Source organism: Serratia liquefaciens (genome assembly GCF_027594825.1).
GTDB lineage: Bacteria > Pseudomonadota > Gammaproteobacteria > Enterobacterales > Enterobacteriaceae > Serratia > Serratia liquefaciens_A.
Map to the genome: position 1 here is coordinate 1,753,134 of NZ_CP088930.1, position 26,699 is coordinate 1,779,832.

The window sequence follows — 26,699 nt, forward strand, 5'->3', positions numbered from 1 at the left end:
AGTGTAATCGCTCGCAGCCGATTTATCCGCACTTTCCCGCCCGTTACACTGCTGGCCTTCAACCGGAGGCACCATGCCCTATCGCATCAAAGTCGCAATCGTCTACCTGCTCGGATTTTTTGTCGATCTGATCAACATGTTTATCGCCAACGTCGCTTACCCCTCTATCGGCCATGCGCTGCAGGCTTCGGTCGGTGAACTGGCCTGGGTCAGCAACGGCTATATTCTCGGCCTGACGCTGGTGATCCCGCTCAGCGCCTGGTTAGCGCAGCGCATTGGCGGACGGCGGGTGTTTTTGCTGTCGTTAAGCTTGTTTATGCTGGCAACGGCGGCGGCAGGCTATGCCGATTCCATCGGCGAACTGGTTGGCTGGAGAGTGCTGCAGGGTATGGGAGGCGGACTGCTGATCCCGATTGGCCAAACGCTGACCTATCAACTGTACCGCAGCCATGAGCGCGCCGGGCTTTCCGCCGCCATTATGCTGGTAGGCCTGCTGGCCCCGGCGTTGTCACCGGCATTGGGCGGCCTTATCGTCGACCGGCTCGACTGGCGCTGGGTGTTCTTTGCCAACCTGCCGCTCGCCGCGCTGGCGCTGCTGTTGGCCGCACTCTGGCTGCGCCCTCAGGCCCCCGATCCGCAGCGGCGACCGCTGGAGGTCAAGGGGCTGCTCAGCGCCTGCGCCGCCCTGACGCTGATCTTACTGGGCCTCACTCGGCTGGGGGAAACCGAAGGGCTTTCTCAAGGCGCTTTGTTACTGGCCGCCGGGGCGGTGATCCTGGCCTATTTCCTGCGCCGCAGCCTGCGCATTGCCCACCCTCTGCTGAACCTGCGCCTGGTACAGGATCCGCTGCTGCGCACTTCCATGATGATTTATCAGTGCATTCCCGGCCTGTTTATCGGCGTCAGCCTGATCGCCATGCTGTATTTGCAAAATCAGTTGGGCATGCGCGCCGCACAGGTCGGCAGCCTGATGCTGCCCTGGTCACTGGCCTCGTTCCTGGCCATCACCTTGACCGGCAGGAAATTTAACCATTTTGGCCCGAAACCGCTGTTTATCTTCGGCTGTCTGCTGCAAGGGTTGGGCATTTTGGCGCTATCACAGATTGCACACGCCGGGGATTATGGGTTGCAGGTTACGGCCTTCGCCCTGATGGGCTTTGGCGGCAGCCTGTGCAGCAGCACCGCGCAGAGCAGCGCCTTTTTGCATATTGCCGATGAGCAATTGGCCGACGCCAGTGCGCTGTGGAATATCAACCGACAGCTCAGCTTCTGCCTGGGTGTCGCCCTGCTCAGCTTGCTACTCAACCTGCTGCTGGAACATTTTACCCCCGCCGTCGCCTACAAAAGTTGTTTTTACCTGGCCGCCGCCAGCACGCTGATCCCCATGCTGCTGTGCCTGCGCATCGCAAACCGCGCCATAGTGCGCCGTCTCAATACTCAACAGGAACACCAATGAACCGATATTTTACCGAAGTGATCGACGCACACGTCGCCATTGAAAACTGGCTGGAAAAAGGGGCCGGAGATGAACTGGGGCTGTTGGCGCGTTTTGATCCTGCCTTCAGCATGATCGCGCTGAACGGCAGCCGACTGGATTTTGCCGCACTGAGCGCGTTTTTCCGTGCTCATCGGGCTGCCAAACCGGGGCTGGCAATCAGCATAGAAGAGATGACGTTGGTGGCCGAATGGCCGACGGGGGCGGTGGTCAGCTATCGCGAGCAGCAGAGGCTGCCTGGACAGGCGGCGACGCTGCGCAATTCCACCGTGGTGTTTGAACAAACCGAAACCGGGCTGGGCTGGCGGCACCTGCATGAAACGCCCATCGCGCAGTAATCAGAGAAAACCGTCGGCCAGAAACAGTTCCCAGGCCACGATCAGCCCACACAGGGTGACGGCGCTGAAAATCACTTCGAACAGATAGCGATTGATCATCATGAGCTAGCCCTCAAAAGAAGACACCCGGCCAAGCCGGGTGTCTCAATAACTTCGGGATGATGCGGCCCCCTCAGGCACCGCATTCCTCACTCAATTAAGCGGCTGGCGTTGCTGCTTTTTTGGTGGCTTTGTGGTGTTTTTTAGCGGCCTGAGCTTTCTGCACTGGCGCTTTTTTGTGGTGTTTTTTAGCAGCCTGGGCTTTTTGAGCTGGCGCTTTTTTGCTTACTTTGTGGTGAGTTTTAGCAGCCTGAGCTTTCTGTACTGGGGCTTTTTTGCTCACTTTTTGGTGTTTTTTAGCGGCCTGAGCTTTTTGAGCTGGGGCTTTTTTGGTGGCTTTGTGGTGCTTTTTAGCCGCCTGGGCTTTCTGAGCTGGAGCTTTCTTGGTCGCTTTGTGGTGCGCTTTCTTATGATGAGTGGCTTTAGCAGGAGCCTTCTCAGCAGCAGCTGGCGCAGCGGTAGTGGTGGTTGCAGCCGGAGCAGCCGCTGCCGGAGCTGCAGCAGTATCAGCAGCGAAAGCAACAGAAGACAGACCCATGGTGGCAGCAACGATCAGGGCTAATACTTTTTTCATCTTTAATTCCTCAGAGTGTTTTTTCAGTAAGCCCCGTTGGGCCGTTGAAGCAGATACTAGAGGAATCGATGGACGGCTTCCGTGAGTGATTGGTTTCGCCGAGTAACCAAATGTACAACGCTGCATGACACCGCGGCGACAGTTCTCGGGTATGAATTTTACCGTGATCGCCGGCACATTTTCAGAAATGGTCTACACTTGATAGACATGTATCAAAACGGAGAGTCGAATGTTTAAGAAATCAGAAAAAGTAGAACGCGACATTGATCAGGACGTCACTCTTTTGGCTGATACATTGGATGAGGTGCTACGTGCATCCGGTGACAAGACCAAAGAGGAACTGAAAGAGCTGCACAGTAAAGCCAAAGGCGTGTTACGTGACGCCCGTGCACGCTTCAATGGTTCTAACAATCTGACACAGCACGCCCGTGATGCCGTCGAACAAGCCGACAGCTACGTGCGCGACAAACCTTGGCAGGGCGTAGGGATCGGGGCCGCGGTTGGCATCGTCCTCGGCGTTCTGCTGGCCCGGCGTTAACACCCCTTGCAGTCATAAAGATAAAACAGATGTGCGTCTGGCCCGTGGGAAACCGCGGGCCGTTTAATTTGTGGCTTCGAACAACTGGGCTAACCTGGCCACTGCCCGCTCGGCCTCGCTCTGCTGGGTAAAGTTGGCAAACCCCATCAACAGCCCATCCCCCGCAGGGCTGGCTATGTGCCAATCCGAAAGTGCCTGTATCGACAACCCGCGTTGCCAGGCCTCTTGAGCCAGGTGCCGATCCTGGCCTGTAGCCGTCAACCGCGCCAGCAATTGGATGCCGCCAGCCTGCGACGATACCGTCAAATACCCTGCCAACTGTCGTGCAAGCGCCTGCGCCAGCCATTCACGGCGCTGGCGATAGAGAGGTCGCATTCGTTTAAGATGGCGATAGAAATGCCCCTGATGGATAAAGTCCGCCACGCTGGCTTGCATCAGCGGCGGGCAGCCGCAACCGCGTAACCGGCTGCTGCGACCAAAAGCGTCCACCTGTTCAAGCGGCACCACCAAATAAGCCATACGCAGTGCCGGAAACAAGGTTTTACTGAAAGTCCCGGCATACAGCACTCGTCCCTGACGATCGAGGCTTTTCAACGGCGGCAGCGGCCGGCCATGATAGCGAACCTCGCTGTCGTAATCGTCTTCAAGGATCCATGCCCCCTGCTGCTGAGCCCACTCCAGCAAGGCCATGCGCCGCGCCAGGCTAAGCGAGACGCCCAGAGGGCTCTGGTGGGTCGGCGTCAGCACCGCCATGCGTGCCTTAAGCGCAGAGGCAACACCGACGGCGATATTCATCCCCTGTTCATCCACCGGCACGGCCACCGGCTGCATGCCGGCGGCGCGAAACAGCGGCAGGGTCACCGGGTAGCCGGGGTCTTCCAGCCACACCTCGTCACCGGTCTTGAGTAAAGTACCGATCACCAAATCCAGCAACGCCTGATAGCCGGCACAAATAAAAACTTGTTCCGGTCGACAATTGATACCACGCGAAAGCTGCAAATAATTCACGATCGCCGTGCGCAGTTCGGGTAACCCTTGGGTTGACGGGTGGGCCAGCGCCGCCAGCGGAGCCGTACGCAATTGGCGACCGACAATCCGCTGCCATAGCGCACGCGGGAACGCATCCAGCGCCGGCAGCCCCAATTGAAAAGGCTGCGTTGCCCCACTCGGGTGCAATGGGTTGGCCGCCACCGCCGGCAACGCCTCCGTCGTCAATGCCGCGCGTACCGGCAGATTCTGCAGCTGCGGCGATACGTAAGTGCCAGCCTGTCCCCGGCTTTGCAGAAAACCTTCGGCGATAAGTTGGCCGTAAGCGCTTTCCACCGTGGCCCGCGCCACCCCCAGATCGCTAGCCAACCCACGCACCGAAGGCAGCCGACTGCCCGCCGGCAGGCTTCCTTGTGCAATGGCGTCTTTAATCCGCAGATAAATCTGCCGGTACAAAGGATCCGCGAGCTGAGTATCCAGCCGCAAAGAGGAGAGAAACTGACGCATCATGACCCGGCTAAATAATCATTTTATGGCTCTATAGCATAGTCCATATCGCCGTTAAAGTAGCGTTATGATTCTGCTACCCGCTCACTGAGGTTGACCATGATTAAGCAACGTTTGAAATATTCCGAACTCTCTCCCGCCCCTTACAAAGGGATGGTGACCGCCCTGATGGCACTGGAGAAAGGCGCGCTGGACAAGGCGACGATTGAGCTGATGTTTATGCGTGTATCGCAGATTAACGGCTGTGCCTACTGCCTGGATATGCACGGAAAAGCCCTGCGCGAAAGTGGCGTCGACAACGCCAAGCCGGACCAGCTTGCGGGCTGGCGCGTGAGCCATGCGTTCAGCGACCGCGAGCGCGCTGCGCTGGAGTGGGCGGACTCCGTAACCCTGATCGCCGCAACCGGCGCACCGGACAGCGCGTTTGAAGCGCTACAGGCGCACTTTAGCGATGCGGAAATTGCCGATTTGACCTTCGCCATCAGCATCATGAACGCCTTTAACCGTCTGGCCATCAGCATGCGTCAATGACGAAACCGCACTTTTCCCCCTCTCGCCCGAGAGGGGTTTCCCGCCAACAACCGCCAAAAAAATTTTTCCCGCGACTTTTCCAGCCCTGATGCGGCCTCAGCGTGAATTCCGCCAAAACACCATATATAGCGTGGTTGATAAATTAAATATCCACATATAGTATTTAACCCATCAACCGCAGGGAACATGTAGCGGTGGGTAACGCCGTCAGAAACGCCGTTCAATGCTCCGTTATCTGACCTGTCCGCCTTTCCTTCAGCCTAAAAGGTAAATGCGAATCATGAGCATTATTATTTACAGTAAACCGGACTGTGTCCAGTGCAACGCCACCTATCGCGCATTCGATAAACAAGGGATTGGTTATCAGGTGATCGACCTCACCCAGGATCAGCAGGCGCTGAGCCATGTAAAATCCCTTGGTTACCAGCAGGTTCCGGTGATTATCGCCGGTGAAGATCACTGGTCTGGCTTCCGGCCGGACAAAATCGGCGCGCTGGCCCACGCCCTGGCGTCCTGAGGTTGCCCATGAACCCGCTGGTCTATTTCTCCAGCAGTTCGGAGAACACCCACAGGTTCGTTGAAAAACTGGGATTGCCGGCGATACGTATCCCTATCGCCGGCGCCCGCAGCAAACTGCTGATGGATAAACCCTATATTTTGATCGTGCCCAGCTATGGCGGCGGCAGCGCCGTAGGAGCCGTGCCGATCCAAGTGATCCGCTTTCTCAACGATCCACAGAATCGCGCTTTCCTGCGCGGCGTTATCGCCGCCGGGAATACCAATTTCGGCGCAGCGTACGGCATTGCCGGCGACATCATCGCCAAAAAATGTCAGGTGCCTTTTCTTTACCGCTTTGAGCTGCTCGGCACCACACAAGACGTTGCAAACGTTCGACAGGGAGTAACCGCATTTTGGCAACGACAGAACTGACCCGGCCCGCCGCAAGCGCGCTGGATTACCATTCGCTCAACGCGATGCTCAATCTTTATGATGCCGAAGGCCGTATCCAGTTCGACAAGGATCGGTTAGCGGCGCGGCACTACTTCCTGCAGCACGTGAATCAAAACACCGTGTTCTTCCATAATCTGGAAGAGAAGCTGCGCTATCTGGTGGAGGAAGGCTATTACGAACAGAGCGTGTTGGCGCAGTACGAGTTCGCCTTTATCAAACAGCTGTTCCAACAGGCCTATGCGAAAAAATTCCGCTTTGAGACCTTCCTCGGCGCCTTTAAGTATTACACCAGCTACACGCTGAAAACCTTCGACGGTAAGCGCTACCTGGAACGCTACGAAGACCGGGTGTGCATGGTAGCCCTGACGCTGGCGGCGGGCGATAACGCCCTGGCGCAGGATCTGGTGGAGGAGATGATTTCCGGCCGCTTCCAGCCGGCGACGCCGACCTTCCTCAACTGCGGCAAGCAGCAGCGCGGCGAACTGGTGTCCTGCTTTCTGCTGCGTATCGAAGACAATATGGAGTCGATCGGCCGGGCGGTGAACTCCGCACTGCAGCTGTCAAAACGCGGCGGCGGCGTGGCGTTTTTGCTGACCAATATTCGCGAGGTCGGCGCCCCGATCAAACGCATAGAGAATCAGTCTTCGGGCGTTATTCCCATCATGAAAATGCTTGAGGATGCCTTCTCTTACGCCAACCAGCTGGGCGCGCGTCAGGGTGCCGGTGCGGTCTATCTCAACGCCCACCATCCGGATATCCTGCGTTTCCTCGACACCAAGCGTGAAAACGCCGACGAGAAAATCCGCATCAAGACGCTGTCGCTGGGGGTGGTGATCCCGGATATCACTTTCGAACTGGCGAAGAACAACGAAGAGATGTACCTGTTCTCGCCCTATGACGTCGAGCAGGTGTACGGCGTGCCGTTCTCGGAAATCAGCGTCAGCGAGAAGTACCGTGAAATGGTGGATGACAAGCGCATCCGCAAATCACGTATCAATGCGCGTGAATTCTTCCAGGTATTGGCGGAGATCCAGTTTGAATCCGGTTATCCGTACATGATGTTTGAAGATACCGTCAATCGTGAAAACCCGATCGCCGGACGCATCAACATGAGCAACCTGTGCTCCGAGATTTTGCAGGTTAACCGCGCCAGCACCTATCACGATGACTTGAGCTACGACCAGGTAGGCAAGGATATTTCCTGCAACCTCGGCTCGCTGAACATCGCCAAAACCATGGATGCCCCCGACTTCGGCAAAGCGGTCGACACCGCAATCCGTGCGCTGACGGCAGTGGCTGACATGAGCGACATTCGCTCGGTCCCGTCGATCGCCGAAGGCAACCGCAGTTCGCATGCCATTGGCCTCGGCCAGATGAACCTGCACGGCTACCTGGCTCGCGAACGCATCTTCTACGGCTCAGAAGAAGGGATTGATTTCACCAACATCTATTTCTATACCGTCGCTTACCACGCCATTCGCGCCTCTAACCGGTTGGCCATCGAGCGCGGTAGCGCATTCGGCGGCTTCGAAGAGTCGACCTATGCTTCCGGTGAATACTTCAGCAAATACACCGAACGGGAATGGCAACCACAAACCGAACGGGTTCGCGCGCTGTTCGCCGACGCCAATATCGCCATCCCAGGCCGCGAAGAGTGGCTGGCGCTGCGCCAGTCGGTGATGATGCACGGCTTGTACAACCAGAATCTGCAGGCGGTACCGCCCACCGGTTCCATCTCCTACATCAATAACTCGACCTCCAGCATCCATCCGATCGTGTCACGTATCGAGATCCGCAAAGAGGGAAAAATTGGTCGCGTCTATTACCCGGCGCCCTATATGACCAACGACAACCTGGAGTACTACCAGGATGCCTACGACATCGGGCCGGAAAAAATTATCGATACCTATGCCGCTGCCACTCAGCACGTCGACCAAGGGCTGTCGCTGACGCTGTTTTTCCGCGATACCGCCAGCACCCGCGACATCAACCGCGCGCAAATTTATGCCTGGCGTAAAGGCATCAAAACCATCTATTACATCCGCCTGCGCCAGATGGCGTTGGAAGGCACCGAGGTGCAGGGCTGCGTGTCCTGTGCACTGTGAGGCAATCTATGAATACCACTAAACCGGCGCAGTTGGTGCGCGCGATCAACTGGAACATCATCGAAGACGACAAGGATCTGGAAGTCTGGAACCGCCTGACCTCCAACTTCTGGCTGCCGGAGAAGGTGCCGCTGTCGAATGACATTCCGTCGTGGGCAACGTTGACGCCAAAGGAACAGCAGTTGACCATTCGGGTGTTCACCGGCCTGACGCTGCTGGACACCATTCAAAATACCGTGGGCGCGCCGGCGCTGATCGAAGATGCGATTACGCCGCATGAGGAGGCGGTGTACTCCAACATCAGCTTTATGGAAGCGGTGCATGCCCGTTCGTACAGCTCCATTTTCTCTACGCTGTGTCAGACGCCGGACGTCGACGATGCCTACCGCTGGAGCGAGGAAAACCGCGCGCTGCAGAAAAAAGCCAGCATCATTCTGGCCCACTACCGCAGCGATGATCCGCTGATGAAGAAAGTCGCCAGCGTATTCCTGGAGTCGTTCCTGTTCTATTCGGGCTTTTATCTGCCGATGTACTGGTCGAGCCGCGCCAAGTTGACCAACACCGCCGATTTGATCCGCCTGATCATCCGCGACGAGGCGGTGCACGGTTATTACATCGGTTATAAGTTCCAAAAAGGATTGGAGAAGGTTGACGCGGCGCGCCGCCAACAGGTGAAAAACTTCGCCTTCGATCTGATGCAGGATTTGTACGATAACGAGGTGCGTTACACCGAAGAGCTGTACGACGGTGTTGGCTGGACCGAGGACGTGAAAACTTTCCTGCACTATAACGCCAACAAGGCGTTGATGAATCTGGGGTACGAAGCGCTGTTCCCACCGTCGATGGCGCAGGTCAATCCGGCCATTCTGTCGGCGCTGTCGCCAAACGCCGACGAGAACCACGACTTCTTCTCCGGCTCAGGCTCGTCTTACGTGATTGGTAAAGCGGTCAACACCGAAGACGACGACTGGGATTTCTGATTGAAATCACAGGTGGGAATCACCCCGCTCTAAACGATAATCGGTGAACGGGCGCAGTCTACCGCGCCCCTACTGTTTAGATATTTCCGGTACGCTGTCGGATGCGCTGCCAGATGGCCCGTTTTTCCTCGTCATCGGCACTCGACCAGGCGGTGATTTCCTCCAGCGTGCGCCAACAACCCAGGCACCACGCCTTTTCATTGTCGATCTGGCAAACATTATTGCAGGGTGAACGCACGCCATCGTCAATCTGACTGCCGGTTTTTCTTCTTCTGCTGCGGCCTACCATAAGGCGCTTCCTCCGGTGGATTTCTCGCGACAGGATACCCGATCCTGCTGCGAGAGAAACCGTTGCGGCAGGATCAGATAATGCCGCCGTTGGCGCGCAGGATTTGGCCGTTGATCCAGGCACCGTCAGCCCCAGCCAGGAATGACACCGCCGCGGCGATATCCTGTGGCTGGCCCAGACGCTCAAGCGGGGCCATTTTCGCCAGCCGGTCGATCAGTTCCGGCGTTTTGCCGTCGAGAAACAGTCCGGTGGCGGTCGGGCCCGGCGCGATGGCGTTGACAGTAATATTGCGACCCCGCAGCTCTTTCGCCAGCACGCTGGTCAGCGCTTCTACGGCGGCCTTGCTGGCGGCATACATGCCGTAGCTCGGTTGCAGCAGCCCGACCACGCTGGACGAAAAGTTGATGATGCGGCCGTTGTCGCGCAGGCGTTTCGCCGCTTCTCGCAGAGTGTTGAAAGTGCCTTTCAGGTTAATGTCGATCAGCCGATCGGCATCGGCGTCGCTCATTTCTGCGACCGGAGCCAGCGCAATCACCCCAGCGTTATTCACCAAAATATCCACGCCGCCGAAAGCCTGCTCGGCACGGTCAAACAACTGGGCAACGGCAGCGGCGTCGCTGACGTCCGCCCTGGCGCTCAGCGCCCGCCCCCCGTTTTGTTCAATTTTGCGCACCAGCTCATCGGCCAATGCCTGATTGCCTGAATAGTTGACGATCACGGTAAAACCGTCGGCGGCCAGCCGTTCGGCAATGGCCGCGCCTATACCGCGCGATGCGCCGGTGACAATGGCAACTTGCTGAGTCTTGGTGTTCATGCTCTCTATCCTCGTCGGCTATGCGCCGGCGACTTGCCGGCGTGACAACATCATGCACCTTTCGCCCTGGCGAATAATCCCCTACTCTTCGTTATCACTATCCGAATTTAGCGAACAATAACCATGGACAGAATCGATGCCATGCGCTTGTTCACCCGCGTGGTGGAACAACGCAGCTTTACCCAGGCCGCACAGGATCTGAACCTGCCGCGATCGACGGTGACCGATGCCATCAAGCAACTGGAGACCCGGCTGCAGGTGCGGTTATTGCAACGCACCACCCGCCACGTCAGCCCAACGCTGGATGGCGAAGCTTACTATCAACGCTGCCTGACCATTCTGGCGGATATCGAAGATGCCGAGATGGCGTTTGCCGGTGCCAAACCGCGTGGGCTGCTGCGCATCGACGTACACGGCACGTTGGCACGGCACTTTTTGCTGCCGGAACTGCCCGACTTTTTGACGCAATATCCGGATATCGAACTTTTTATGAGCGAGGGCGATCGGCTGGTAGATCCGGTGCGGGAAGGTATCGACTGCGTGGTGCGCGTCGGCAAACTGAAAGACAGCGATATGGTGGCACGTCGATTAGGTGAGCTTGAAGAGGTCACCTGCGCCGCCCCGGACTACCTGCAACGTTTTGGCACGCCGCACTCCATCAGCGAACTTGCAGGCCACCGAATGGTGGGCTTCCGTTCCTCGGCCAGCGGCACCCTGATGCCGCTGGAATTTACTGTCGCAGGCCAGACGCAGCAGGTGACATTGCCTTGCACGGTGTCGGTCAGTGCGGCGGAAAGCCTGGTTGCTGCGGCGCGCATGGGGCTGGGGATCATTCAGGTGCCGCGTTATCACCTGCGCGACAGCCTGGACAACGGCAGCTTGCTGCCCCTGCTGCCGCAATTCCCATCCACTCCGATGCCGGTCTCATTGCTCTACCCGCGCAACCGCCAACTTTCACCGCGGGTTCGGGTCTTCATCGACTGGTTCAGCAAAGTCTTCGCCGCCCGTAACCGATAAACGCCTTACATAGCGCCATATTCCAGCGGCACCCAGTCGTAACCTTCCCCCTGTTTATTCAGGTAACCCAAGCCGGGGAATGACAGATGCGGTCCGCCCACCAGCACACGGCGTTGAGCGCTATCGCTAAACACCCGCAGCCGCTGGGCTACTGCCGCTTTGGCATCTTTATCAAAACTTATCGCGACGCGCGGATGGGCAAACTGCACCGCCGCCACGTGGATCAAATCCCCCAGCAGCAGCAATTTTCTGCCCTGGCTTTCCACCAGATAAATGCTGTGGCCTGGCGTATGCCCATGGGCGGCGAACGCGCTGATCCCCGGCGACAGCTCACCATCATTACTGAACGTTTTAAAATGTCCGGCGGCCTGATAAGGCTTGAGCGCGGCGAGAACATTCTCGAACGAGGCTTTCTCCTTCGGCGATGCCTGTTTCAACCGACTCTCGCTAAGCCAAAAATCCGCATCCTGCTGCCCGGCACGCACCACTGCATTTGGAAAAGCAGCTTTACCGTTTTGCGTCAAACCGCCGAGATGATCCGGGTGCATATGCGTCAGATAAATTTCATCCACCTGCTGTGGCTGATAGCCGGCAGCCTCCAGGTTAGCGACCAGTTTGCCCAACCCCTCTCCCAGCAGCGACCCCGCACCGGTATCAATCAGGATCAGCTTGCTGCCGGTATTGATCAGATAGGCATTAACAGAGGTGACGACCGGCAGGTCCTGATGGTGCTCAGCCAGAGCGGTTTCGATCTGCTTTGGCGAACTGTTCAGCAGCAGTTTATCCACCGGCAAACGAAGCACGCCATCGGACAAAGCGGTGACTTCATAGCTGCCCAGCATGATGCGATAGAAACCCGGCGCGGGGGTTTTCACCTGTGGTGCTGCGGCCAGGGTTTGCAGCGACATAACGGCCAGCGCCGCCCCCAGCAGGTAACGTTTCCAGAACATGGTGACTCCTTGTTGTCGTTTGAGCGCTAAGTATTAACCCAAAGCGGAAATGACGCCTGCCGGAGGAGAAAATGAATAAAAAAATCCCCGCGGGGGCGGGGAAAGGCAAAGAAACACTAAGGATTTTTTAGAGTTATACGAAAAATTTGGCCAGTACCAGCAGAGAAAGCGAGACGTTAATCGCGCCGCCGATACGGGTAGCAATCTGGGCAAAGGGCATCAGCGACATTCGATTACCGGCGGTGAGGATGGCCACATCGCCGGTGCCGCCCTGCCCACTCTGGCAGCAGGAGACAATTGCCACATCGATCGGGTGCATGCCGATTTTCTTGCCGACGAAGAAACCGGTCGCCACCAGCGCAGACACGGTGCTGACAATCACCACCAGATTTTGGATGGTAAAGGCGTTAACCAGTTCCTGCCACGGGGTGATTGCTACGCCGACGGCAAACAGAATCGGGTAGGTCACCGCGGTACGGAAGAATTTATAGACCACCTGCGAACCTTCCTGAATGCGTGGCGACACACCGTGCGCCAGCTTCACCGCCACCGCGGCGAACAGCATGCCGACCGGTGCCGGCAGGCCAATCATGCGGTGCAGCAACATCCCCACCATGTACAACAGAATGGCCAACAGCGCGCCGCAGGCAATAGTGCTGACATCCACCTTACCGCTGATTTTATCCACCGCGCTCATCTCGCTTTCGCCCTGCTTGCTCGGCATCAGGCTGCCTTCGCCAGTCAGGTGTGGGTAACGTTTACCCAGTTGGTTGAGCAAGCCGGCCAGAACGATAGCAGTCAGGCTGCCGAGCATCACGATAGGCAGAATTCGCCCCAGGGCTACCCCCTGCTCCATATGCAAGATGGCCGCGTACCCCATCGACAGCGGGATCGCGCCTTCGCCGACGCCACCGGCCATGATCGGCAAGATCAGGAAGAAGAAGATTTGGAACGGTTCCAGCCCCAGCGCCATACCCACCGCCATGCCCACCAGCATGCCGACAATCTCACCGCACAGCATCGGTGCAAAGATGCGCAAAAAACCCTGGATCAGCACCTGGCGGTTCATGCTCATAATGCTGCCAACGATAATGCAGCAAATGTAGAGATACAGAATATTGGTCGATTTGTAGAATTTGGTGGTCGACTCCACCACTACGTCCGGCAGCAGGCCATAATGCACCAACGCCGAAGGGATAAAGGTGGCGCAGATTGCCGCGGCCCCCATTTTGCCGATCAGCGGCAGGCGTTTGCCAAATTCGCCGCAGGCAAAACCAAAGAACGCCAATGTGGCAACCATAACCACGATATCGCTCGGTAATTTCCCTTCCAGGCAATCCAGTAAAATAAGTACGCCGGCCAGAACAAAGAACGGCAACGGAATAATTCCTACTTTGTAATTGTCCAGTATATGCCACCATTTCTCCCGCAGCGGTATTTCAGCGGTTTTGTCTTTGGCGGCGAGGAAAGAATCATCTGTTGTGCTCATAATCTGGCCTCTTATTAGTTTGTTCAGCCATAATAGAGAAACGCACGGATTATCTGCTGTGATTTTGTTCAAAGTTAAAAAGGGTTTTTAATGGTGGTTATGGTTTCTATGGTGTTAATTAGGATTATGTAAAATTTGGCGTGGTTTTAATGGTGTTAACGTTATTTTTACTTTAAGAATTATCAGTTTTATTGCAGCCGCTGCATTAACCACCCCGACTAGAATAATCCCGTGGCTGCGATCACAAGTTGATCCGGCGCAATATTACATTAACGGCCACTCATGATAGGGTAAGCACTCAGGATTTATCAGGGCGAACCCCGGTCATGCGCATAAAACTCTCATTTCAAATCAAGCTATTCCTGTGCCTGGTTGCCTTCTCCTGCCTGCTGTTGACGTTTATTGGTGCTTACACCTACTACCAACTCGATGCTCAACTGCACCGCGACCTTGGCGCGCGAGCGCAGGTGCAGGCACGCGAGATTGCCCTGATCCCCTCCTTGATCACCGCTGTGGAAAAAAAAGACCCGGTTAAAATTGCAGCGCTAATGAAAAAAATACGCGCCAGCAGCGATGCCAGCTATATCGTTATCGGCGATAAGCAAACCCGCCATCTTTATCACTCTGAATATGCCAACCGTATCGGCACGCCGATGGTCGGCGGCGATAATAAAGAGGTTCTCGAAGGCAAAAGCATTATTTCCATCCGCAAAGGCGGCATCGGCATTTCATTGCGCAGTAAAGCACCTATTTTGGACGAAAATAATAATGTTATCGGCATTGTTTCGGTGGGTTATCTCAAATCCCATATCGACAATTTAAATTCCAGAACTCTGACGCAAATTCTTGGGTCGATAGTACTTTTATTGATCGCGCTGTTCGTATTTTCGTGGCTGTTATCGAAAAATTTAAAACGCCAAATGTTCTGGCTGGAACCGAAAGAAATTGCCCTGCTGGTACGCCAACAGAAAGCCTTGCTGGAAGCGATCTATGAAGGGGTGATTGCCGTCGATCCTCAGTTGCGGATCATCACCATCAACCACGCGGCCCGCGAACTGCTGGATCTGCGTCAGCCCGCCGGCGCCCTGATGGGCCGCGAAATCGGTGAGGTGATCCAATCCCAGCCGGATTTCTTCGGCGCCTCACAGTTAGGGCATGATACCCATGACGAGGTCTGCCGCTTCAACCATGTGCGGGTCATCGCCAGCCGGGTACGCATCATGCAGGAAGAAGAGCTGCAGGGCTGGGTGATCAGCTTCCGCGACAAGAACGATATCAATACCCTGAGCAGCCAGCTTAGCCAGGTGAAGCGCTATGCCGACAACCTGCGCATCATGCGCCACGAACAGCTGAACTGGACCGCCACCCTCGCCGGCCTGCTGCATATGCAACGCTACGACGAGGCTATCCGCTATGTGGAGGCGCAATCGGAAGGTGCGCAGGAGATCCTCGATTTTATTTCACAGCGTTTCAGTTCGGCGGCTTTATGCGGCCTGCTGCTGGGTAAATACTCCAGCGCGAAGGAAAAAGGCGTGGAATTGCGTTTCGATCCGGCCTGCCAGCTGCGGCAGATCCCAGCGGCATTGAATGAAACCGAATTGATGTCGATCATCGGCAATTTGCTGGATAATGCGGTAGACGCTACGCTGCATTACGGTGCGCCCTATGAGGCGGTAGAACTTTATATCAGCGACAGCAGCAATGAACTGGTGATTGAAGTGGCCGATCGCGGAACCGGCATTGCCGCTGAGGTGCGCGATACGCTGTTCGAACAGGGCGTCACCACCAAAGATGACAAGGGTGACCACGGCATCGGCCTGCATCTGGTTGCCAGCCACGTGGCGCAGGCGCACGGCAGCATAGAAGTGTCGGACAACGATCCGCACGGCGCTATTTTTTCTTTGTTTATCCCTAAACAATCTTGAGCACCCGAATGATGCAACCAGAAGCACTGGACGTTTTGATCGTGGAAGATGAGCCACAGCTGGCGACTCTGCACGCAGAGTTTATCGAGCAGAACTTTGCTCTGCGGGTGGTGGCCTATGCCGCCACGCTGGCCGAGGCCAGAGCCAAAGTCAACGCCCACCAGCCACGGCTGATCCTGCTGGACAACTTTTTGCCCGACGGCCAGGGGATTGAGCTGATGGAAGAAGCGGCGGTGAAAAACCCCGGTTGTTCGGTGATCTTCATTACCGCCGCCAGCGATATGAATACCTGCAGCCAGGCGATCCGCAACGGCGCCTTCGATTACATCATTAAACCGGTCTCCTACAAGCGGCTGCGCAACTCACTGGAGCGCTTTATGCAGTTTGTGCAAACCCAGCGCACCTTCAAGGTGATCGACCAGAGCAACGTCGACGCGCTGTATAACCTGCAATCCAAACAGTTCTCCAGCGAACCCAGTGCCAAAGGCATAGAAGCCAACACGCTGGAACTGGTACAGGCGCTGTTTATCAAGCAACCAGAGGCCGCGCATGCGGTAGAAGACGTGGTAGAACAGGTTGGGATCAGCAAAACCACCGCCCGACGTTATCTGGAATATTGCGTCGCTACCCAGTTTGTGCGCGTTGAAATGATGTACGGCAATATCGGTCACCCGCGGCGCCTGTATCGCAAGGCATAGGCTGCCATCTGGCTGTCATATTGAAGGGGTAATATAACTTCGGCGATATCCCCTCGATATCGGCACCTGTCGTTAAAAATTGATGAAATACTGATGACTTTTACCCGGCCTCTGGTCGGGTTTTTTATTGTCTGAAAACAGGCTTGGGCAGGCAAATAATAGCAATAATCAGAACGGATTATTCTTACTAAAAACCAACCGTTTATCGAAAATATCAGCCACTGATAATTGAGCACTCACCCCATTACCATAACTAATCGAAAACTTGATGTAAATCGTTAATATCCCATTCATCGGACATTGAGGGTTGTCTCAGATATTCACTGTGTTAGGGTATAGGGGACTATTATTTTCTATTGGGAAATTTTTATCGTTTGATAATTCATCAGAGGAAACAGCAAATTGCATGGCAATTAAACTCGAAGTAAAGAACCTGTATAAGATATTTGGCGAACATCCGGATCGCGCTTTCAAACTGATTGAAAAAGGCCTGACAAAAGACCAATTGCTTGAAAAAACCGGATTATCATTGGGCGTAAAAGACGCCTCTCTGGCCATTGAAGAAGGCGAGATATTTGTCATCATGGGGCTTTCCGGATCTGGAAAATCCACCCTGGTACGCCTTCTCAATCGTCTGATAGAACCCACCCGCGGTCAGGTGCTGATTGATGGCGAGGATATATCTAAAATATCCGACAGCGCACTGCGCGCCGTACGCCGTAATAAGATCAGCATGGTGTTTCAATCATTCGCTTTAATGCCACATATGAATGTATTGAATAACACCGCATTCGGTATGGAATTGGCCGGTATTCCACCGCAGGAACGCCAGGAAAAAGCTCTGGAAGCATTGCGTCAGGTCGGGCTGGAGAATTATGCCTATTCTTATCCCGATGAACTTTCCGGCGGGATGCGTCAGCGCGTGGGATTAGCCCGTGCCATGGCGAATAATCCGGACATATTATTGATGGATGAAGCCTTCTCGGCGCTGGATCCATTAATCCGTACCGAGATGCAAGATGAGCTGGTCAAATTACAGGCCCAGCATCAGCGTACCATCGTCTTTATTTCCCATGATTTGGATGAGGCGATGCGTATTGGCGATCGTATTGCCATTATGCAAGGCGGAGAAGTTATTCAGGTCGGTACGCCGGAGGAAATATTAAATAATCCGGCCAACGATTATGTCCGCACCTTCTTCCGTGGCGTCGATATCAGCCACGTTTTCAGCGCCAAGGATATCGCCAAGCGTCGTCCTGTCGCCCTTATTCGTAAAACCCCCGGTTTTGGTCCGCGTTCAGCGCTACAGCTGCTGCGCGATGAAGACCGCGATTATGGTTATGTTATTGAACGCGGGAAGAAATTTATCGGCGTGGTGTCGGTAGATTCACTTAAGCAGGCGCTGGCGGCCAACCAGACGTTGGATGACGCCCTGCTGGAAGCCCCTGCCCCGGTCCCGGCCGACATGCCGTTGAGCGAACTGATTTCATTGGTTGCCTTGGCGCCTTGTGCGGTCCCCGTGGTCTGCGAAGAAAATAACTATATCGGAATTATTTCCAAGGCCATGCTGTTGCAGGCCTTAGATAAAGAGGGCCCAGCGAATGAGTGATACTACACAGGATCCATGGGCGACTGCGCCTGCCGACCCCAGCGCCGCAACATCGACAGCGCCCGCCGGTGATGCCTGGTCCAGCGCACCGCCACCGGAAACCCATGACGCCGCCAATCAGGCCGCGCAGGGTGCCGACTGGCTTAACAGCGCACCGGTCCAACAGGAACATTTCAGCCTGCTGGATCCGTTCCACAAAACCTGGGTGCCGTTTGACTCCTGGGTCACCCACGGCATCGACTGGCTGGTACTGCACTTTCGCCCGCTGTTTCAGGGCATTCGCGTGCCGGTCGACTTTATTCTCAGCGGCTTTCAGCAACTGCTGCTCGGCATGCCTGCCCCGATCGCCATTTTGCTGTTCTCGTTGATTGCCTGGCAGCTCTCCAGCCTTGGTATGGGTGCTGCGACGTTGGTGTCGCTGATTGCCATTGGTGCGATTGGCGCCTGGTCGCAAGCCATGGTGACCCTGGCGCTGGTTCTGACCGCCCTGTTCTTTTGTATCGTCATCGGCCTGCCGCTCGGTATTTGGCTGGCGCGCAGCAAGCACGCCGGCAAGGTGATCCGGCCACTGCTCGACGCCATGCAGACCACGCCGGCCTTCGTCTATCTGGTGCCGATCGTCATGCTGTTCGGTATCGGTAACGTGCCGGGGGTGGTGGTGACCATTATCTTTGCGCTGCCGCCGATCGTGCGACTGACCATTCTGGGCATTAAGCAAGTGCCGGAAGATCTGATCGAAGCCGCCGAATCCTTTGGCGCCAGCCCGCGCCAACTGCTGTTTAAAGTGCAATTGCCACTGGCAATGCCGACCATTATGGCCGGCGTAAACCAAACGCTGATGCTGGCGCTGTCGATGGTGGTTATCGCTTCGATGATCGCCGTTGGCGGCCTGGGCCAGATGGTATTGCGCGGTATCGGTCGTCTGGATATGGGGCTGGCCGCCGTTGGCGGGGTCGGTATCGTGATCCTGGCGATAATTCTCGACCGCCTCACCCAGTCGCTGGGGCGCGATCGCCGCAGCAAAGGCATGGGCCGTTGGTATGCTCACGGCCCGATCGGATTAGTCACCCGGCCCTTCATCAAAAAGCCTTAATCGCCCTGCCCCCGGCCAAACGTCGGGGGCACCGACAGCACCTCTAAAATCGAAGGAACCACTATGCGCTCGACAGGAATTTGGGCTCTGGCCCTGACTTCATTGCTAAGCACACAGGCGTTCGCCGTCGAATTACCCGGCAAAGGCGTCACGGTGAAACCGTTGCAGAGCACCCTCGCCGAAGAAAGTTTCCAGACCGAATTGGTCAACCGCGCCCTGGCCAAGCTGGGCTATGACGTCCAGCCTACCGACGAGGTGGAATACAATATCGCCTATACCTCTATCGCTTCCGGCGATGCCACCTACATGGCGGTGAACTGGGATCCGCTGCAAACCGACATGTACCAAAGCGCCGGCGGCGACAAGAAGTTCTATCGTCAGGGCGCCTATATCACCAATGCGGCCCAGGGTTATTTGATCGACAAGAAAACCGCCGATCAATACCACATCAGCGATATCTCCCAGTTAAAAGATCCCAAGCTGGCGAAGTTGTTCGATGCCGACGGCGACGGCAAGGCCGACCTGGCAGGCTGTGAACCGGGCTGGGTGTGCGGCAACGTCATTAACACCCATATCAAAGCCTATGGCCTGAGCGACACCGTGACTCAAAACCAGGGCAATTACTCCGCCATCATCGCCGACACCCTGACCCGTTTCAAACAGGGTAAACCGGTGCTGTATTTCACCTGGACGCCATACTGGGTCAGCGATGAGTTGGCACCGGGCCGCGATGTGGTTTGGTTGACCGTGCCCTTCTCCGCCAGCCCAGGCTCGTTGAAAGACAACGATACCGCCTTGCCGAACGGCAAGAATTACGGCTTTTCCGTCAACAACGAACATATCGTCGCCAACAAGCAATGGGCGCAAGCCAACCCGGCCGCGGCCAAACTTTTCGCCATCATGAAATTGCCGCTGGCGGACGTGAACGCGCAAAACCTGCGTATGCATAAAGGCGAGAACAGCGCCGCCGACATACAACGTCACGTAGACGGCTGGATCAAAGCCCACCAGGCCACTTTTGACGGCTGGATCACTACGGCTGCGGCAGCAGCGAAATAATCCCAGGGTGCCGGAAATCCCGGCTTCATAACATAAAAAGGTATTTCACTATGCGCACTACAGGAATCTGGGCGGTTGCCCTTACCACATTGATTAGCTCACAGGCGGTTTCCGCCGCCGACTTGCCCGGCAAAGGCGTCACCGTTCAGCCGGTGCAAAGCACCATTTCAGAAGAGACCTTCCAGACGCTGCTGGTCAGCAAAGCGCTGGAAAAGCTGGGCTATGACGTTAAAGACACCCGTGAAGTGGACTATAACGTCGCTTACACCTCCATCGCCTCCGGCGACGCGACCTTCCTGGCGGTAAACTGGGATCCGTTGCACGCCGATCAATACAAGGCCGCAGGCGGTGACGCCAAGTTTTACCGTGAAGGGGTTTACGTCAACGGGGCGGCCCAGGGGTATCTGATCGACAAGAAAACCGCCGATAAATACCACATCACCAACGTTGAACAGTTGAAAGATCCCAATATCGCCAAGCTGTTTGATACCAATGGCGACGGCAAGGCCGACCTGACCGGCTGTACGCCAGGCTGGGGCTGCGAGGCGGCCATTAACCATCACATCAAAGCCTACGGCCTGGAGAAAACCGTCGAGCACAACCAGGGCAACTACGCGGCGATGATCGCCGATACCATTACTCGCTACAAAGAAGGCAAGCCGGTGCTGTACTACACCTGGACGCCGTACTGGGTGAGTGACGTGCTGGTACCGGGCCGCGACGTTGTTTGGTTGCAGGTGCCGTTCTCCGCCATGCCGGGCGAGCAGAAAAATCTCGATACCAAGCTGCCTAACGGTGCCAACTATGGCTTCCCGGTCAACACCATGCGCATTGCCGCCAACAAGCAGTGGGCCGAAGCCAACCCGGCGGCCGCCAAGCTGTTTGCCATCATGAAACTGCCGATTGCCGACGTGAATGCGCAGAACCTGCGGATGCATGAAGGCCAGGCCTCCGAAGCCGATATCCAAAACCACGTGAATGGCTGGATCAAGGCGCATCAGGCTACCTTCGACGGCTGGGTGAAAACCGCCGCGGAAGCCGCGAAGAAGTAATCTCCCCGGCGCGGCAGTTCAGTCTGTCGCGCCCTATTTGCCGATTTCAATGCCGCTAAATTGTAAAAACCGCTCGGCGGTCCGTGGCAGTGTCTGCGGCCAAACGCAATACACCTGGCGTCGTGGGCCATCTTCTATCGGAATCGACACCAGCGCACTCAGGCGTTGCGCCGTCGAAATTGGCACAATGCCCGTCGCCAACCCACGCCGCACCAGGTTCTCCAGCCATTCGATATGATCGATCTCAAAACTGACGTGACGTTTGATGCCCGCCGCCTGAAACGCTCGGTCGGTCTGGCGTCTAGCGCCGGTTCCACTGTAGAAGTCCACCAGCGGCACTTCCGACAAGGTTTGCAAATTCACGCGCTCCCGACTGGCTAACGGATGTTGTGGCGACACCAACGCCACCAGCGGCTCATCGGTCAATTGCCGGTGAGACACCGGCAACATATCGATATCCCCCGGCCAAAGGCCGACAAAGGCCACATCGGTCTTTTGCTGCCGGACGTCTTCGAGCAGTTCCTCGCTCATGCCCACGTACAGGCGGATATTTACTGCGGGATAATGGCGGTGAAAGTTACCCAGTTTTTCAGTCAGATCAATCGCGTTTATGGTTGAAATGGTGCCGATGGTCAGGGTACCGGAAACCGTGCCGCTGGCGGCGACGACCTCTTCCACCAGCATCTGTTTTGCCGCCAGCAGTCGCTGCGCCGGTTGAATAAATGCCTGCCCGGCAGCTGTCAGCCTGACCCGGCGGGACGTACGCTCAAACAATGCGCAGCCGAGCTCCTCTTCCAATTTGGCGATCTGGTGGCTGAGCGCCGATTGCACCGTATGACAGCGCTGCGCCGCCCGGGTAAAACTCTGCTCTTCGGCAACCGCCAGCGCGAAACGGATCTGTTTCAGGTTCATTCATTTATCTCTAAATGAGATTGATCAGATGAAAATTATACATTGGTTTAACCCGCTGTCCTGCCCGATACTTGCACCACTTTTTCTTGTGATTGAAACTTATGAGCCAACAAAATTCATCTCCTGGCCTCAGCCCGGCACTGATTGTGCTGATCGCCATCGCCACCGGTTTGGCCGTCGCCAGTAACTACTACGCGCAGCCGCTGCTGGAAACCATAGCCCAAAACTTTGGGCTATCGGTCAATCAGGCCGGTTTTATCGTTACCGCCGCCCAAATGGGCTACGCCGTGGGCCTGCTGCTGCTGGTGCCGCTCGGCGATATGTTTGAACGTCGTGGGCTGATCGTTTTTATGACGCTGCTGGCCGCCGGAGGCATGCTGATCACCGCCAGCTCCACCACGCTGCCGATGATGATCCTGGGGACTGCACTCACCGGGTTGTTCTCGGTCGTGGCGCAAATTTTGGTGCCGTTGGCCGCTACGCTGGCACACCCGGAAAAACGAGGAAAAACCGTTGGCATCATTATGAGCGGCCTGCTGCTCGGCATTCTGCTGGCACGTACCGTAGCGGGCGCACTGGCATCGTTCGGCGGTTGGCGCACCATTTACTGGGTGGCCAGCGTACTGATGATCCTCATGGCGTTGATCTTGTGGCGCGCGCTGCCACGTTACAAACAGCACTCCGGACTGAATTACCCTCAGTTGCTGAAGTCTATTTTCACCCTGTTTTGCGGTTCACCGCTGCTGCGAACCCGCGCAGTGCTCGGCGCGCTGTCCTTTGCCAACTTCAGCGTGCTCTGGACCTCAATGGCCTTCCTGTTGGCGGCACCGCCTTTTGGTTATTCCGAAGGGGTCATCGGCCTGTTCGGGCTGGTGGGGGCCGCCGGGGCGTTAGCCGCTTCCCGGGCTGGACATTTGGCGGATCAGGGCAAGGCGGGGTTAACCACCACGGTAGGCCTGGTGCTGCTGTTGCTGTCTTGGATCCCCATCGCTTTCGCTAAACAATCGCTGTGGGCACTGATCGTCGGCATTCTGATCCTCGATCTGGCCGTACAAGCCGTACACGTTACCAACCAGAGCGTGATTTACCGCATTATGCCGGAAGCGCGCAATCGCCTGACGGCCGGCTACATGACCAGCTATTTTATCGGCGGCGCTCTGGGTTCGCTGCTGTCTGCCTCAGCCTACCAGCACGCAGGGTGGACAGGGGTTGCTGCCGCAGGGGGCATTTTGTGCCTGTTTAACCTGCTCACCTGGTGGTTGGGCAAGCGCCATGATCCCCAGGGACCGGCGGCCATCTGATTAGCAAGCGAATAGTCATAGCAGAAATTTATTAGCGGCGCAGGGTATAAACATTACTTACTCTCTGGTAATGTTCTGGGGATAAACTATTGGTTCCCTATATACCCTGCGATTCAAATACATTATGCAAAGCCAAGCTGCAGAAAGTATCAATCCCCCTGCCGTCAGTTCCACCTTCACCCACGGCATCGTCGACAGTTTACCGATCGTCATCGGCTATGTGCCGGTGGCTTTTGCGTTTGGCCTTAGCGCCGTTAAGCTGGGGTTCTCCCCGCTAGAGAGCATTTTCTTCTCCTGCATCATCTATGCGGGCGCCAGCCAGTTCGTGATCACCGCCTTGCTGAGCGCCGGGATGTCACTGTGGGTTTCCGCGCTGACAGTGATGGCGATGGATATACGGCACCTGTTATATGGTCCTGCTCTGCGCCACCGCATCGTCTCGCGCATGTCTGGCGGCAAAACTGCACTTTGGGCCTTTGGCCTGACTGATGAAGTGTTCGCCGCGGCCACCGCTAAATTGATGCGCAATAATCGCAGTTGGAGCGAGAACTGGATGATTGGCATCTCGCTTTGCTCCTGGCTGTCTTGGGTCGCAGGCACCGCGCTTGGCGCCGTGTTCGGCAATGGGCCACTAGAGCAGTTCCCGGTGATTGAAGCCTCATTATCCTTTATGTTGCCGGCGCTGTTCCTCAGCTTCCTGCTGGCGGCATTCAAACGCCCGCAAAGCCTGACCATCGCCGCCGCGCTGGCCGGTGCCCTGCTTGGCGTAGTGCTGTTTTCTATTCCGGTGGCCATTTTGGCCGGCATCAGCGCCGGTTGTCTCGCAGCCCTGTTCCAACCCACGGCAACGGAGGCCATTGATGAACACTGATGTGCTGGTGATCGGCCTGGTGGTCGGCTGTGCTAACTACCTTTTCCGCTACTTACCCTTGCGTTTGGCACCTGCGCGGGCACAACCGGGAATCAAACGCGGCAAAACCGCGCTGTTGCTCGACAGCATCGGCATCGCCTCTATCTGCGCGTTGCTGGTGGTTTCCAGCACCCCGGTGGTCATGCGCGAGCCGGACAAACTGTGGCCCACCCTGGTCGGTTTCGCCGCGCTGGGCCTGTGTTTTTACCGAACCAAAAGCATCATTTTGTCGACGCTGATTGGCGCGGCATCCTTTGGCATTACATTAAAGTTATTTATGATTTTCAGTCAGGGTAACCTTTAATCTTAGGCAGCACGTCGCATTAACCCTTTTGCTTAAAGTGGGTTTATTGACAATCCGCTGACAAATGACACGAATTGCTAAATTAATCACCCTGCTGAACATTTACATTATTAATCACTATCGTTACTATCTCGGACGAAACTAATGAGGCCCAAAATTATGGAAAGCTCGTTTGCTCCCATTGAACAGATGCTTAATTTCCGCGCCAAGCGTCAGAAAGATTTCCCTTATCAGGAAATCCTGCTGACCCGCCTGTGCATGCACATGCAAAGCAAGCTGCTGGAAAACCGCAATAAAATGCTCAAAGCACAAGGGATTAACGAAACATTGTTTATGGCGCTGATTACCCTGGATGCGCAGGAAAGCCACAGCATTCAGCCTTCTGAGCTAAGCTCTGCCCTGGGCTCGTCACGGACCAATGCCACGCGCATTGCCGACGAACTTGAGAAACGCGGTTGGATTGAACGCCGTGAAAGCGACAACGATCGTCGCTGCCTGCACCTGCACATGACGCCGCAGGGAGAAGAGTTTCTCAATCAATTGCTGCCACCGCAGCACAAGTGTCTGCATTTCCTGTGGTCCACGCTGAACGATGAAGAACAGCAACAGCTTGAACAGCTGACGCGTAAGTTGTTGACGCGCCTGGACCAGATGGAAGTTACAGAACAGTTATCCCAATAATTTCTGTTCAGGTACCTACATACTATGCGATCCCCATTTAACTGGAGATTCACCCCACTGTTCGCCGTATTACTGCTGGCCGGGTGTGCGTCTACCGATAATATTGCCCCGCAATCCACCCTGATGGATCCGCAGGCTCTGCAGCTTGCGCAGCCGAAGGTCAGCTCGTTGAACGTCAGCCCGCAGTGGTGGCGCGCACTTAACGACCAGCAACTTGACGCGCTGATGACCCAGACGCTGCAAAGCTCCCCTTCGCTGCGACAGGCAGCGGCACGCGTGCGCGAAGCACAAAGCGTAATGGGAGAGGCCAGCGCGGCCAACGGACCGAATCTCGATCTCAACGCCAGCAGCAACCGCCAAAAAGTGCCGCAAAACGTGAACCTGGGGCTGGGGTATCCTCATCAACCGATCTACGAAACCTCCAACTCGTTGGGGCTGAACCTGGCCTATGAGTTCGACTGGTGGGGCAAATACCGCAACCAGGTCAACGCCGCCAAGGCACAGGTCGATGCAGCCCGCGCCGAGCAGGAACAGGCCGCATTGACGCTGACCAGTTCGGTAGCCTCTGCCTATTACCAGCTGCAGAGCAATTTCGCGCTGGAAAAGCTGTTGCAGCAGGAAGTGGACAACAACCAACGCCTGGCGGACTTGCGCCAACAGCAATATAAGGCCGGCATTACCGGCGTTGACGTCCCGCAACAAACCCAGGCGCAAGCCGACGGCGCCAAGCAGCAGATCCTTCAGCTGCAATCGCAGATTGAACAACTCAGACACCAACTGGCTGCGCTGGCAGGCCAGGGCCCGAGCGCCATGCAGCACCTGCGCCCGGTGGCCCTTCCCGCCAGTAGTTTGATGGCGCCAAAAGGTGAACTGACCGCCGATCTGCTGGGCAAACGTCCGGATATCGCCGCGCAACGTCAGTTGGTAGAGTCCTATAACCAACGCGTCAGCGCCGCCCGTAAAGAATTTTATCCCAGCCTGACCATTTCAGCCTTTGCCGGCCTGACCACCACCAACACCAGTGGGACCAGCCCGAATCTGTTTGAAGCGGCCAGCCAGGCCTGGAACGTGATGCCGGCAATTTCATTGCCGATCTTCCACGCCGGTGCGCTGCGCAGCAAGCTGGGTGAGGAGTCCGCGCTGTATGACCAGGCGGTGGAGTCCTATAACCAAACCATCCTGAATGCCGTGCAGGAAACCGCCGATGCCATCACCGTCCAACAAAGCACTGCGCAACAGCAGCTGCAGGCGGCATCTGCGTCCGAATCGATGCAACAGGTGTACCGCGTCGCTAACGCTCGATACCAGGCAGGGATTATCGGGCGCGACCAGTTGTTGACCAGCCAAACGCAGCTTTTGCAGCAGCAGCAGGCGGAACTGAATGCCAGCAGCAACTTGCTGCAGGCGAAGATAGGACTGATCCGTGCGCTGGGCGGTGGCTATCAGGCCCCGGCCGCTGCGGGTTCAAAAGCATAATAAAATAGAGAGCTT

At 56.2% G+C, this 26,699-nt stretch carries 27 protein-coding genes; 20 read left to right on the forward strand and 7 right to left on the reverse strand.

Annotated elements, in window-relative coordinates; translation table 11 throughout:
• Window positions 1–73 precede the first annotated feature (73 nt).
• Both LQ945_RS08010 and LQ945_RS08015 read left to right on the forward strand, forming a co-directional pair.
• Window positions 74–1,456 carry an MFS transporter gene (locus LQ945_RS08010; protein WP_269935355.1) on the forward strand — a complete coding sequence of 461 codons (1,383 nt, stop codon included), beginning with the start codon at window positions 74–76 and terminating at the stop codon, window positions 1,454–1,456.
• Window positions 1,453–1,833 carry a hypothetical protein gene (locus LQ945_RS08015; protein WP_044554514.1) on the forward strand — a complete coding sequence of 127 codons (381 nt, stop codon included), beginning with the start codon at window positions 1,453–1,455 and terminating at the stop codon, window positions 1,831–1,833. The genes LQ945_RS08010 and LQ945_RS08015 overlap by 4 nt, the downstream gene beginning before the upstream one ends.
• Before the next feature lie 196 nt (window positions 1,834–2,029).
• On the opposite strand, the gene asr is transcribed toward LQ945_RS08015, so the two are convergent.
• Window positions 2,030–2,506, reverse strand: a complete 477-nt coding sequence (gene asr, locus LQ945_RS08020; RefSeq protein ID WP_269935354.1) for an acid resistance repetitive basic protein Asr — start codon at window positions 2,504–2,506, stop codon at window positions 2,030–2,032.
• 229 nt (window positions 2,507–2,735) lie between these two features.
• Here asr and LQ945_RS08025 point away from each other — a divergent pair, with 229 nt between their 5' ends.
• Window positions 2,736–3,044 (forward strand): DUF883 family protein, encoded by a 309-nt coding sequence (locus LQ945_RS08025; protein WP_044554512.1) that lies wholly within the window; start codon window positions 2,736–2,738, stop codon window positions 3,042–3,044.
• Window positions 3,045–3,107: 63 nt separating this feature from the next.
• On the opposite strand, the gene LQ945_RS08030 is transcribed toward LQ945_RS08025, so the two are convergent.
• Window positions 3,108–4,541, reverse strand: a complete 1,434-nt coding sequence (locus LQ945_RS08030) for a PLP-dependent aminotransferase family protein (protein ID WP_270102663.1) — start codon at window positions 4,539–4,541, stop codon at window positions 3,108–3,110.
• A gap of 96 nt (window positions 4,542–4,637) precedes the next feature.
• On the opposite strand from LQ945_RS08030, the gene LQ945_RS08035 reads away from it, so the two are divergent.
• The 5 genes from LQ945_RS08035 (at window position 4,638) to nrdF (ending at window position 9,105) form a co-directional block, all read left to right on the forward strand.
• A complete protein-coding gene (locus LQ945_RS08035; protein ID WP_270102664.1) occupies window positions 4,638–5,069 on the forward strand; it encodes a carboxymuconolactone decarboxylase family protein in 432 nt (143 codons plus the stop codon).
• A gap of 280 nt (window positions 5,070–5,349) precedes the next feature.
• On the forward strand, window positions 5,350–5,586 hold the full coding sequence (gene nrdH / locus LQ945_RS08040; protein ID WP_044554508.1) for a glutaredoxin-like protein NrdH: 237 nt from the start codon (window positions 5,350–5,352) through the stop codon (window positions 5,584–5,586).
• Window positions 5,587–5,594: 8 nt separating this feature from the next.
• Window positions 5,595–5,999, forward strand: a complete 405-nt coding sequence (nrdI, locus tag LQ945_RS08045) for a class Ib ribonucleoside-diphosphate reductase assembly flavoprotein NrdI (RefSeq protein ID WP_020828300.1) — start codon at window positions 5,595–5,597, stop codon at window positions 5,997–5,999.
• Complete coding sequence (nrdE, locus tag LQ945_RS08050) at window positions 5,981–8,125, forward strand: class 1b ribonucleoside-diphosphate reductase subunit alpha (RefSeq protein ID WP_071827081.1); 2,145 nt, start codon at window positions 5,981–5,983, stop codon at window positions 8,123–8,125. The genes nrdI and nrdE overlap by 19 nt, the downstream gene beginning before the upstream one ends.
• A gap of 8 nt (window positions 8,126–8,133) precedes the next feature.
• Window positions 8,134–9,105, forward strand: coding sequence for a class 1b ribonucleoside-diphosphate reductase subunit beta (gene nrdF, locus LQ945_RS08055; protein WP_044554507.1), 972 nt, complete (start codon window positions 8,134–8,136; stop codon window positions 9,103–9,105).
• Window positions 9,106–9,181: 76 nt separating this feature from the next.
• Here nrdF and LQ945_RS08060 read toward each other — a convergent pair whose 3' ends face one another.
• Both LQ945_RS08060 and LQ945_RS08065 read right to left on the reverse strand, forming a co-directional pair.
• Entirely contained in the window at window positions 9,182–9,394 is a 213-nt protein-coding gene (locus LQ945_RS08060) for a DUF1289 domain-containing protein (protein WP_270102665.1), read from the reverse strand.
• A gap of 73 nt (window positions 9,395–9,467) precedes the next feature.
• A complete protein-coding gene (locus tag LQ945_RS08065) occupies window positions 9,468–10,208 on the reverse strand; it encodes an SDR family oxidoreductase (RefSeq protein WP_270102666.1) in 741 nt (246 codons plus the stop codon).
• Between the two features lie 123 nt (window positions 10,209–10,331).
• On the opposite strand from LQ945_RS08065, the gene LQ945_RS08070 reads away from it, so the two are divergent.
• Window positions 10,332–11,225: a LysR family transcriptional regulator gene (locus LQ945_RS08070; protein WP_044554502.1), complete on the forward strand. Its 894-nt coding sequence runs from the start codon at window positions 10,332–10,334 to the stop codon at window positions 11,223–11,225.
• A 5-nt stretch (window positions 11,226–11,230) separates the two neighbouring features.
• Here LQ945_RS08070 and LQ945_RS08075 read toward each other — a convergent pair whose 3' ends face one another.
• Window positions 11,231–12,175 (reverse strand): MBL fold metallo-hydrolase, encoded by a 945-nt coding sequence (locus LQ945_RS08075; protein ID WP_270102667.1) that lies wholly within the window; start codon window positions 12,173–12,175, stop codon window positions 11,231–11,233.
• A 133-nt stretch (window positions 12,176–12,308) separates the two neighbouring features.
• Window positions 12,309–13,664, reverse strand: a complete 1,356-nt coding sequence (locus tag LQ945_RS08080) for a 2-hydroxycarboxylate transporter family protein (protein ID WP_262242203.1) — start codon at window positions 13,662–13,664, stop codon at window positions 12,309–12,311.
• A 326-nt stretch (window positions 13,665–13,990) separates the two neighbouring features.
• On the opposite strand from LQ945_RS08080, the gene LQ945_RS08085 reads away from it, so the two are divergent.
• From LQ945_RS08085 to proX (LQ945_RS08110), 6 genes are all read left to right on the forward strand, one after another.
• Window positions 13,991–15,589, forward strand: coding sequence for an ATP-binding protein (locus tag LQ945_RS08085; RefSeq protein ID WP_270102668.1), 1,599 nt, complete (start codon window positions 13,991–13,993; stop codon window positions 15,587–15,589).
• Window positions 15,590–15,600: 11 nt separating this feature from the next.
• Window positions 15,601–16,287, forward strand: coding sequence for a response regulator (locus LQ945_RS08090; RefSeq protein ID WP_044554686.1), 687 nt, complete (start codon window positions 15,601–15,603; stop codon window positions 16,285–16,287).
• Between the two features lie 406 nt (window positions 16,288–16,693).
• Entirely contained in the window at window positions 16,694–17,896 is a 1,203-nt protein-coding gene (gene proV, locus LQ945_RS08095) for a glycine betaine/L-proline ABC transporter ATP-binding protein ProV (RefSeq protein ID WP_262242216.1), read from the forward strand.
• Window positions 17,889–18,989, forward strand: a complete 1,101-nt coding sequence (proW, locus tag LQ945_RS08100; protein ID WP_270102669.1) for a glycine betaine/L-proline ABC transporter permease ProW — start codon at window positions 17,889–17,891, stop codon at window positions 18,987–18,989. Before proV ends, proW begins: the two co-directional genes overlap by 8 nt.
• Window positions 18,990–19,052: 63 nt before the next feature.
• On the forward strand, window positions 19,053–20,048 hold the full coding sequence (gene proX / locus LQ945_RS08105; protein WP_182825235.1) for a glycine betaine/L-proline ABC transporter substrate-binding protein ProX: 996 nt from the start codon (window positions 19,053–19,055) through the stop codon (window positions 20,046–20,048).
• 50 nt (window positions 20,049–20,098) lie between these two features.
• A complete protein-coding gene (gene proX, locus LQ945_RS08110) occupies window positions 20,099–21,100 on the forward strand; it encodes a glycine betaine/L-proline ABC transporter substrate-binding protein ProX (protein ID WP_020828313.1) in 1,002 nt (333 codons plus the stop codon).
• A 33-nt stretch (window positions 21,101–21,133) separates the two neighbouring features.
• Here the strand turns inward: proX (LQ945_RS08110) and LQ945_RS08115 are convergent, their stop codons facing one another.
• Window positions 21,134–22,012: a LysR family transcriptional regulator gene (locus tag LQ945_RS08115; protein ID WP_269935345.1), complete on the reverse strand. Its 879-nt coding sequence runs from the start codon at window positions 22,010–22,012 to the stop codon at window positions 21,134–21,136.
• A 101-nt stretch (window positions 22,013–22,113) separates the two neighbouring features.
• Between LQ945_RS08115 and LQ945_RS08120 the strand changes: the two genes are divergently transcribed.
• The 5 genes from LQ945_RS08120 (at window position 22,114) to LQ945_RS08140 (ending at window position 26,684) form a co-directional block, all read left to right on the forward strand.
• Complete coding sequence (locus LQ945_RS08120; protein ID WP_044554495.1) at window positions 22,114–23,313, forward strand: MFS transporter; 1,200 nt, start codon at window positions 22,114–22,116, stop codon at window positions 23,311–23,313.
• 124 nt (window positions 23,314–23,437) lie between these two features.
• Window positions 23,438–24,184, forward strand: a complete 747-nt coding sequence (locus tag LQ945_RS08125) for an AzlC family ABC transporter permease (protein ID WP_262242208.1) — start codon at window positions 23,438–23,440, stop codon at window positions 24,182–24,184.
• The gene (gene ygaH / locus LQ945_RS08130) at window positions 24,174–24,527 is read left to right on the forward strand and encodes an L-valine transporter subunit YgaH (protein WP_020828317.1); all 354 of its coding nucleotides are present in this window, start codon (window positions 24,174–24,176) and stop codon (window positions 24,525–24,527) included. Before LQ945_RS08125 ends, ygaH begins: the two co-directional genes overlap by 11 nt.
• A 159-nt stretch (window positions 24,528–24,686) precedes the next feature.
• Window positions 24,687–25,208, forward strand: coding sequence for a transcriptional repressor MprA (gene mprA, locus LQ945_RS08135; protein ID WP_262242209.1), 522 nt, complete (start codon window positions 24,687–24,689; stop codon window positions 25,206–25,208).
• Window positions 25,209–25,232: 24 nt separating this feature from the next.
• On the forward strand, window positions 25,233–26,684 hold the full coding sequence (locus tag LQ945_RS08140) for an efflux transporter outer membrane subunit (protein ID WP_182825243.1): 1,452 nt from the start codon (window positions 25,233–25,235) through the stop codon (window positions 26,682–26,684).
• The last annotated feature ends 15 nt before the right edge of the window (window positions 26,685–26,699 follow it).

What these genes read in the sequence shown, in the direction of transcription:
- LQ945_RS08115 (WP_269935345.1), bottom strand. Translation starts at nt 22,012, where the DNA reads ATGAACCTGAAACAGATCCGTTTCGCGCTGGCGGTTGCCGAAGAGCAG.
- ygaH (WP_020828317.1), top strand. Translation starts at nt 24,174, where the DNA reads ATGAACACTGATGTGCTGGTGATCGGCCTGGTGGTCGGCTGTGCTAAC.
- LQ945_RS08085 (WP_270102668.1), top strand. Translation starts at nt 13,991, where the DNA reads ATGCGCATAAAACTCTCATTTCAAATCAAGCTATTCCTGTGCCTGGTT.
- LQ945_RS08070 (WP_044554502.1), top strand. Translation starts at nt 10,332, where the DNA reads ATGGACAGAATCGATGCCATGCGCTTGTTCACCCGCGTGGTGGAACAA.
- nrdF (WP_044554507.1), top strand. Translation starts at nt 8,134, where the DNA reads ATGAATACCACTAAACCGGCGCAGTTGGTGCGCGCGATCAACTGGAAC.
- LQ945_RS08015 (WP_044554514.1), top strand. Translation starts at nt 1,453, where the DNA reads ATGAACCGATATTTTACCGAAGTGATCGACGCACACGTCGCCATTGAA.
- asr (WP_269935354.1), bottom strand. Translation starts at nt 2,506, where the DNA reads ATGAAAAAAGTATTAGCCCTGATCGTTGCTGCCACCATGGGTCTGTCT.
- mprA (WP_262242209.1), top strand. Translation starts at nt 24,687, where the DNA reads ATGGAAAGCTCGTTTGCTCCCATTGAACAGATGCTTAATTTCCGCGCC.
- proX (WP_020828313.1), top strand. Translation starts at nt 20,099, where the DNA reads ATGCGCACTACAGGAATCTGGGCGGTTGCCCTTACCACATTGATTAGC.
- proV (WP_262242216.1), top strand. Translation starts at nt 16,694, where the DNA reads ATGGCAATTAAACTCGAAGTAAAGAACCTGTATAAGATATTTGGCGAA.
- LQ945_RS08010 (WP_269935355.1), top strand. Translation starts at nt 74, where the DNA reads ATGCCCTATCGCATCAAAGTCGCAATCGTCTACCTGCTCGGATTTTTT.
- LQ945_RS08140 (WP_182825243.1), top strand. Translation starts at nt 25,233, where the DNA reads ATGCGATCCCCATTTAACTGGAGATTCACCCCACTGTTCGCCGTATTA.
- LQ945_RS08065 (WP_270102666.1), bottom strand. Translation starts at nt 10,208, where the DNA reads ATGAACACCAAGACTCAGCAAGTTGCCATTGTCACCGGCGCATCGCGC.
- nrdH (WP_044554508.1), top strand. Translation starts at nt 5,350, where the DNA reads ATGAGCATTATTATTTACAGTAAACCGGACTGTGTCCAGTGCAACGCC.
- LQ945_RS08125 (WP_262242208.1), top strand. Translation starts at nt 23,438, where the DNA reads ATGCAAAGCCAAGCTGCAGAAAGTATCAATCCCCCTGCCGTCAGTTCC.
- LQ945_RS08090 (WP_044554686.1), top strand. Translation starts at nt 15,601, where the DNA reads ATGCAACCAGAAGCACTGGACGTTTTGATCGTGGAAGATGAGCCACAG.
- LQ945_RS08075 (WP_270102667.1), bottom strand. Translation starts at nt 12,175, where the DNA reads ATGTTCTGGAAACGTTACCTGCTGGGGGCGGCGCTGGCCGTTATGTCG.
- LQ945_RS08030 (WP_270102663.1), bottom strand. Translation starts at nt 4,541, where the DNA reads ATGATGCGTCAGTTTCTCTCCTCTTTGCGGCTGGATACTCAGCTCGCG.
- nrdI (WP_020828300.1), top strand. Translation starts at nt 5,595, where the DNA reads ATGAACCCGCTGGTCTATTTCTCCAGCAGTTCGGAGAACACCCACAGG.
- LQ945_RS08035 (WP_270102664.1), top strand. Translation starts at nt 4,638, where the DNA reads ATGATTAAGCAACGTTTGAAATATTCCGAACTCTCTCCCGCCCCTTAC.
- proW (WP_270102669.1), top strand. Translation starts at nt 17,889, where the DNA reads ATGAGTGATACTACACAGGATCCATGGGCGACTGCGCCTGCCGACCCC.
- LQ945_RS08120 (WP_044554495.1), top strand. Translation starts at nt 22,114, where the DNA reads ATGAGCCAACAAAATTCATCTCCTGGCCTCAGCCCGGCACTGATTGTG.
- LQ945_RS08080 (WP_262242203.1), bottom strand. Translation starts at nt 13,664, where the DNA reads ATGAGCACAACAGATGATTCTTTCCTCGCCGCCAAAGACAAAACCGCT.
- proX (WP_182825235.1), top strand. Translation starts at nt 19,053, where the DNA reads ATGCGCTCGACAGGAATTTGGGCTCTGGCCCTGACTTCATTGCTAAGC.
- LQ945_RS08060 (WP_270102665.1), bottom strand. Translation starts at nt 9,394, where the DNA reads ATGGTAGGCCGCAGCAGAAGAAGAAAAACCGGCAGTCAGATTGACGAT.
- LQ945_RS08025 (WP_044554512.1), top strand. Translation starts at nt 2,736, where the DNA reads ATGTTTAAGAAATCAGAAAAAGTAGAACGCGACATTGATCAGGACGTC.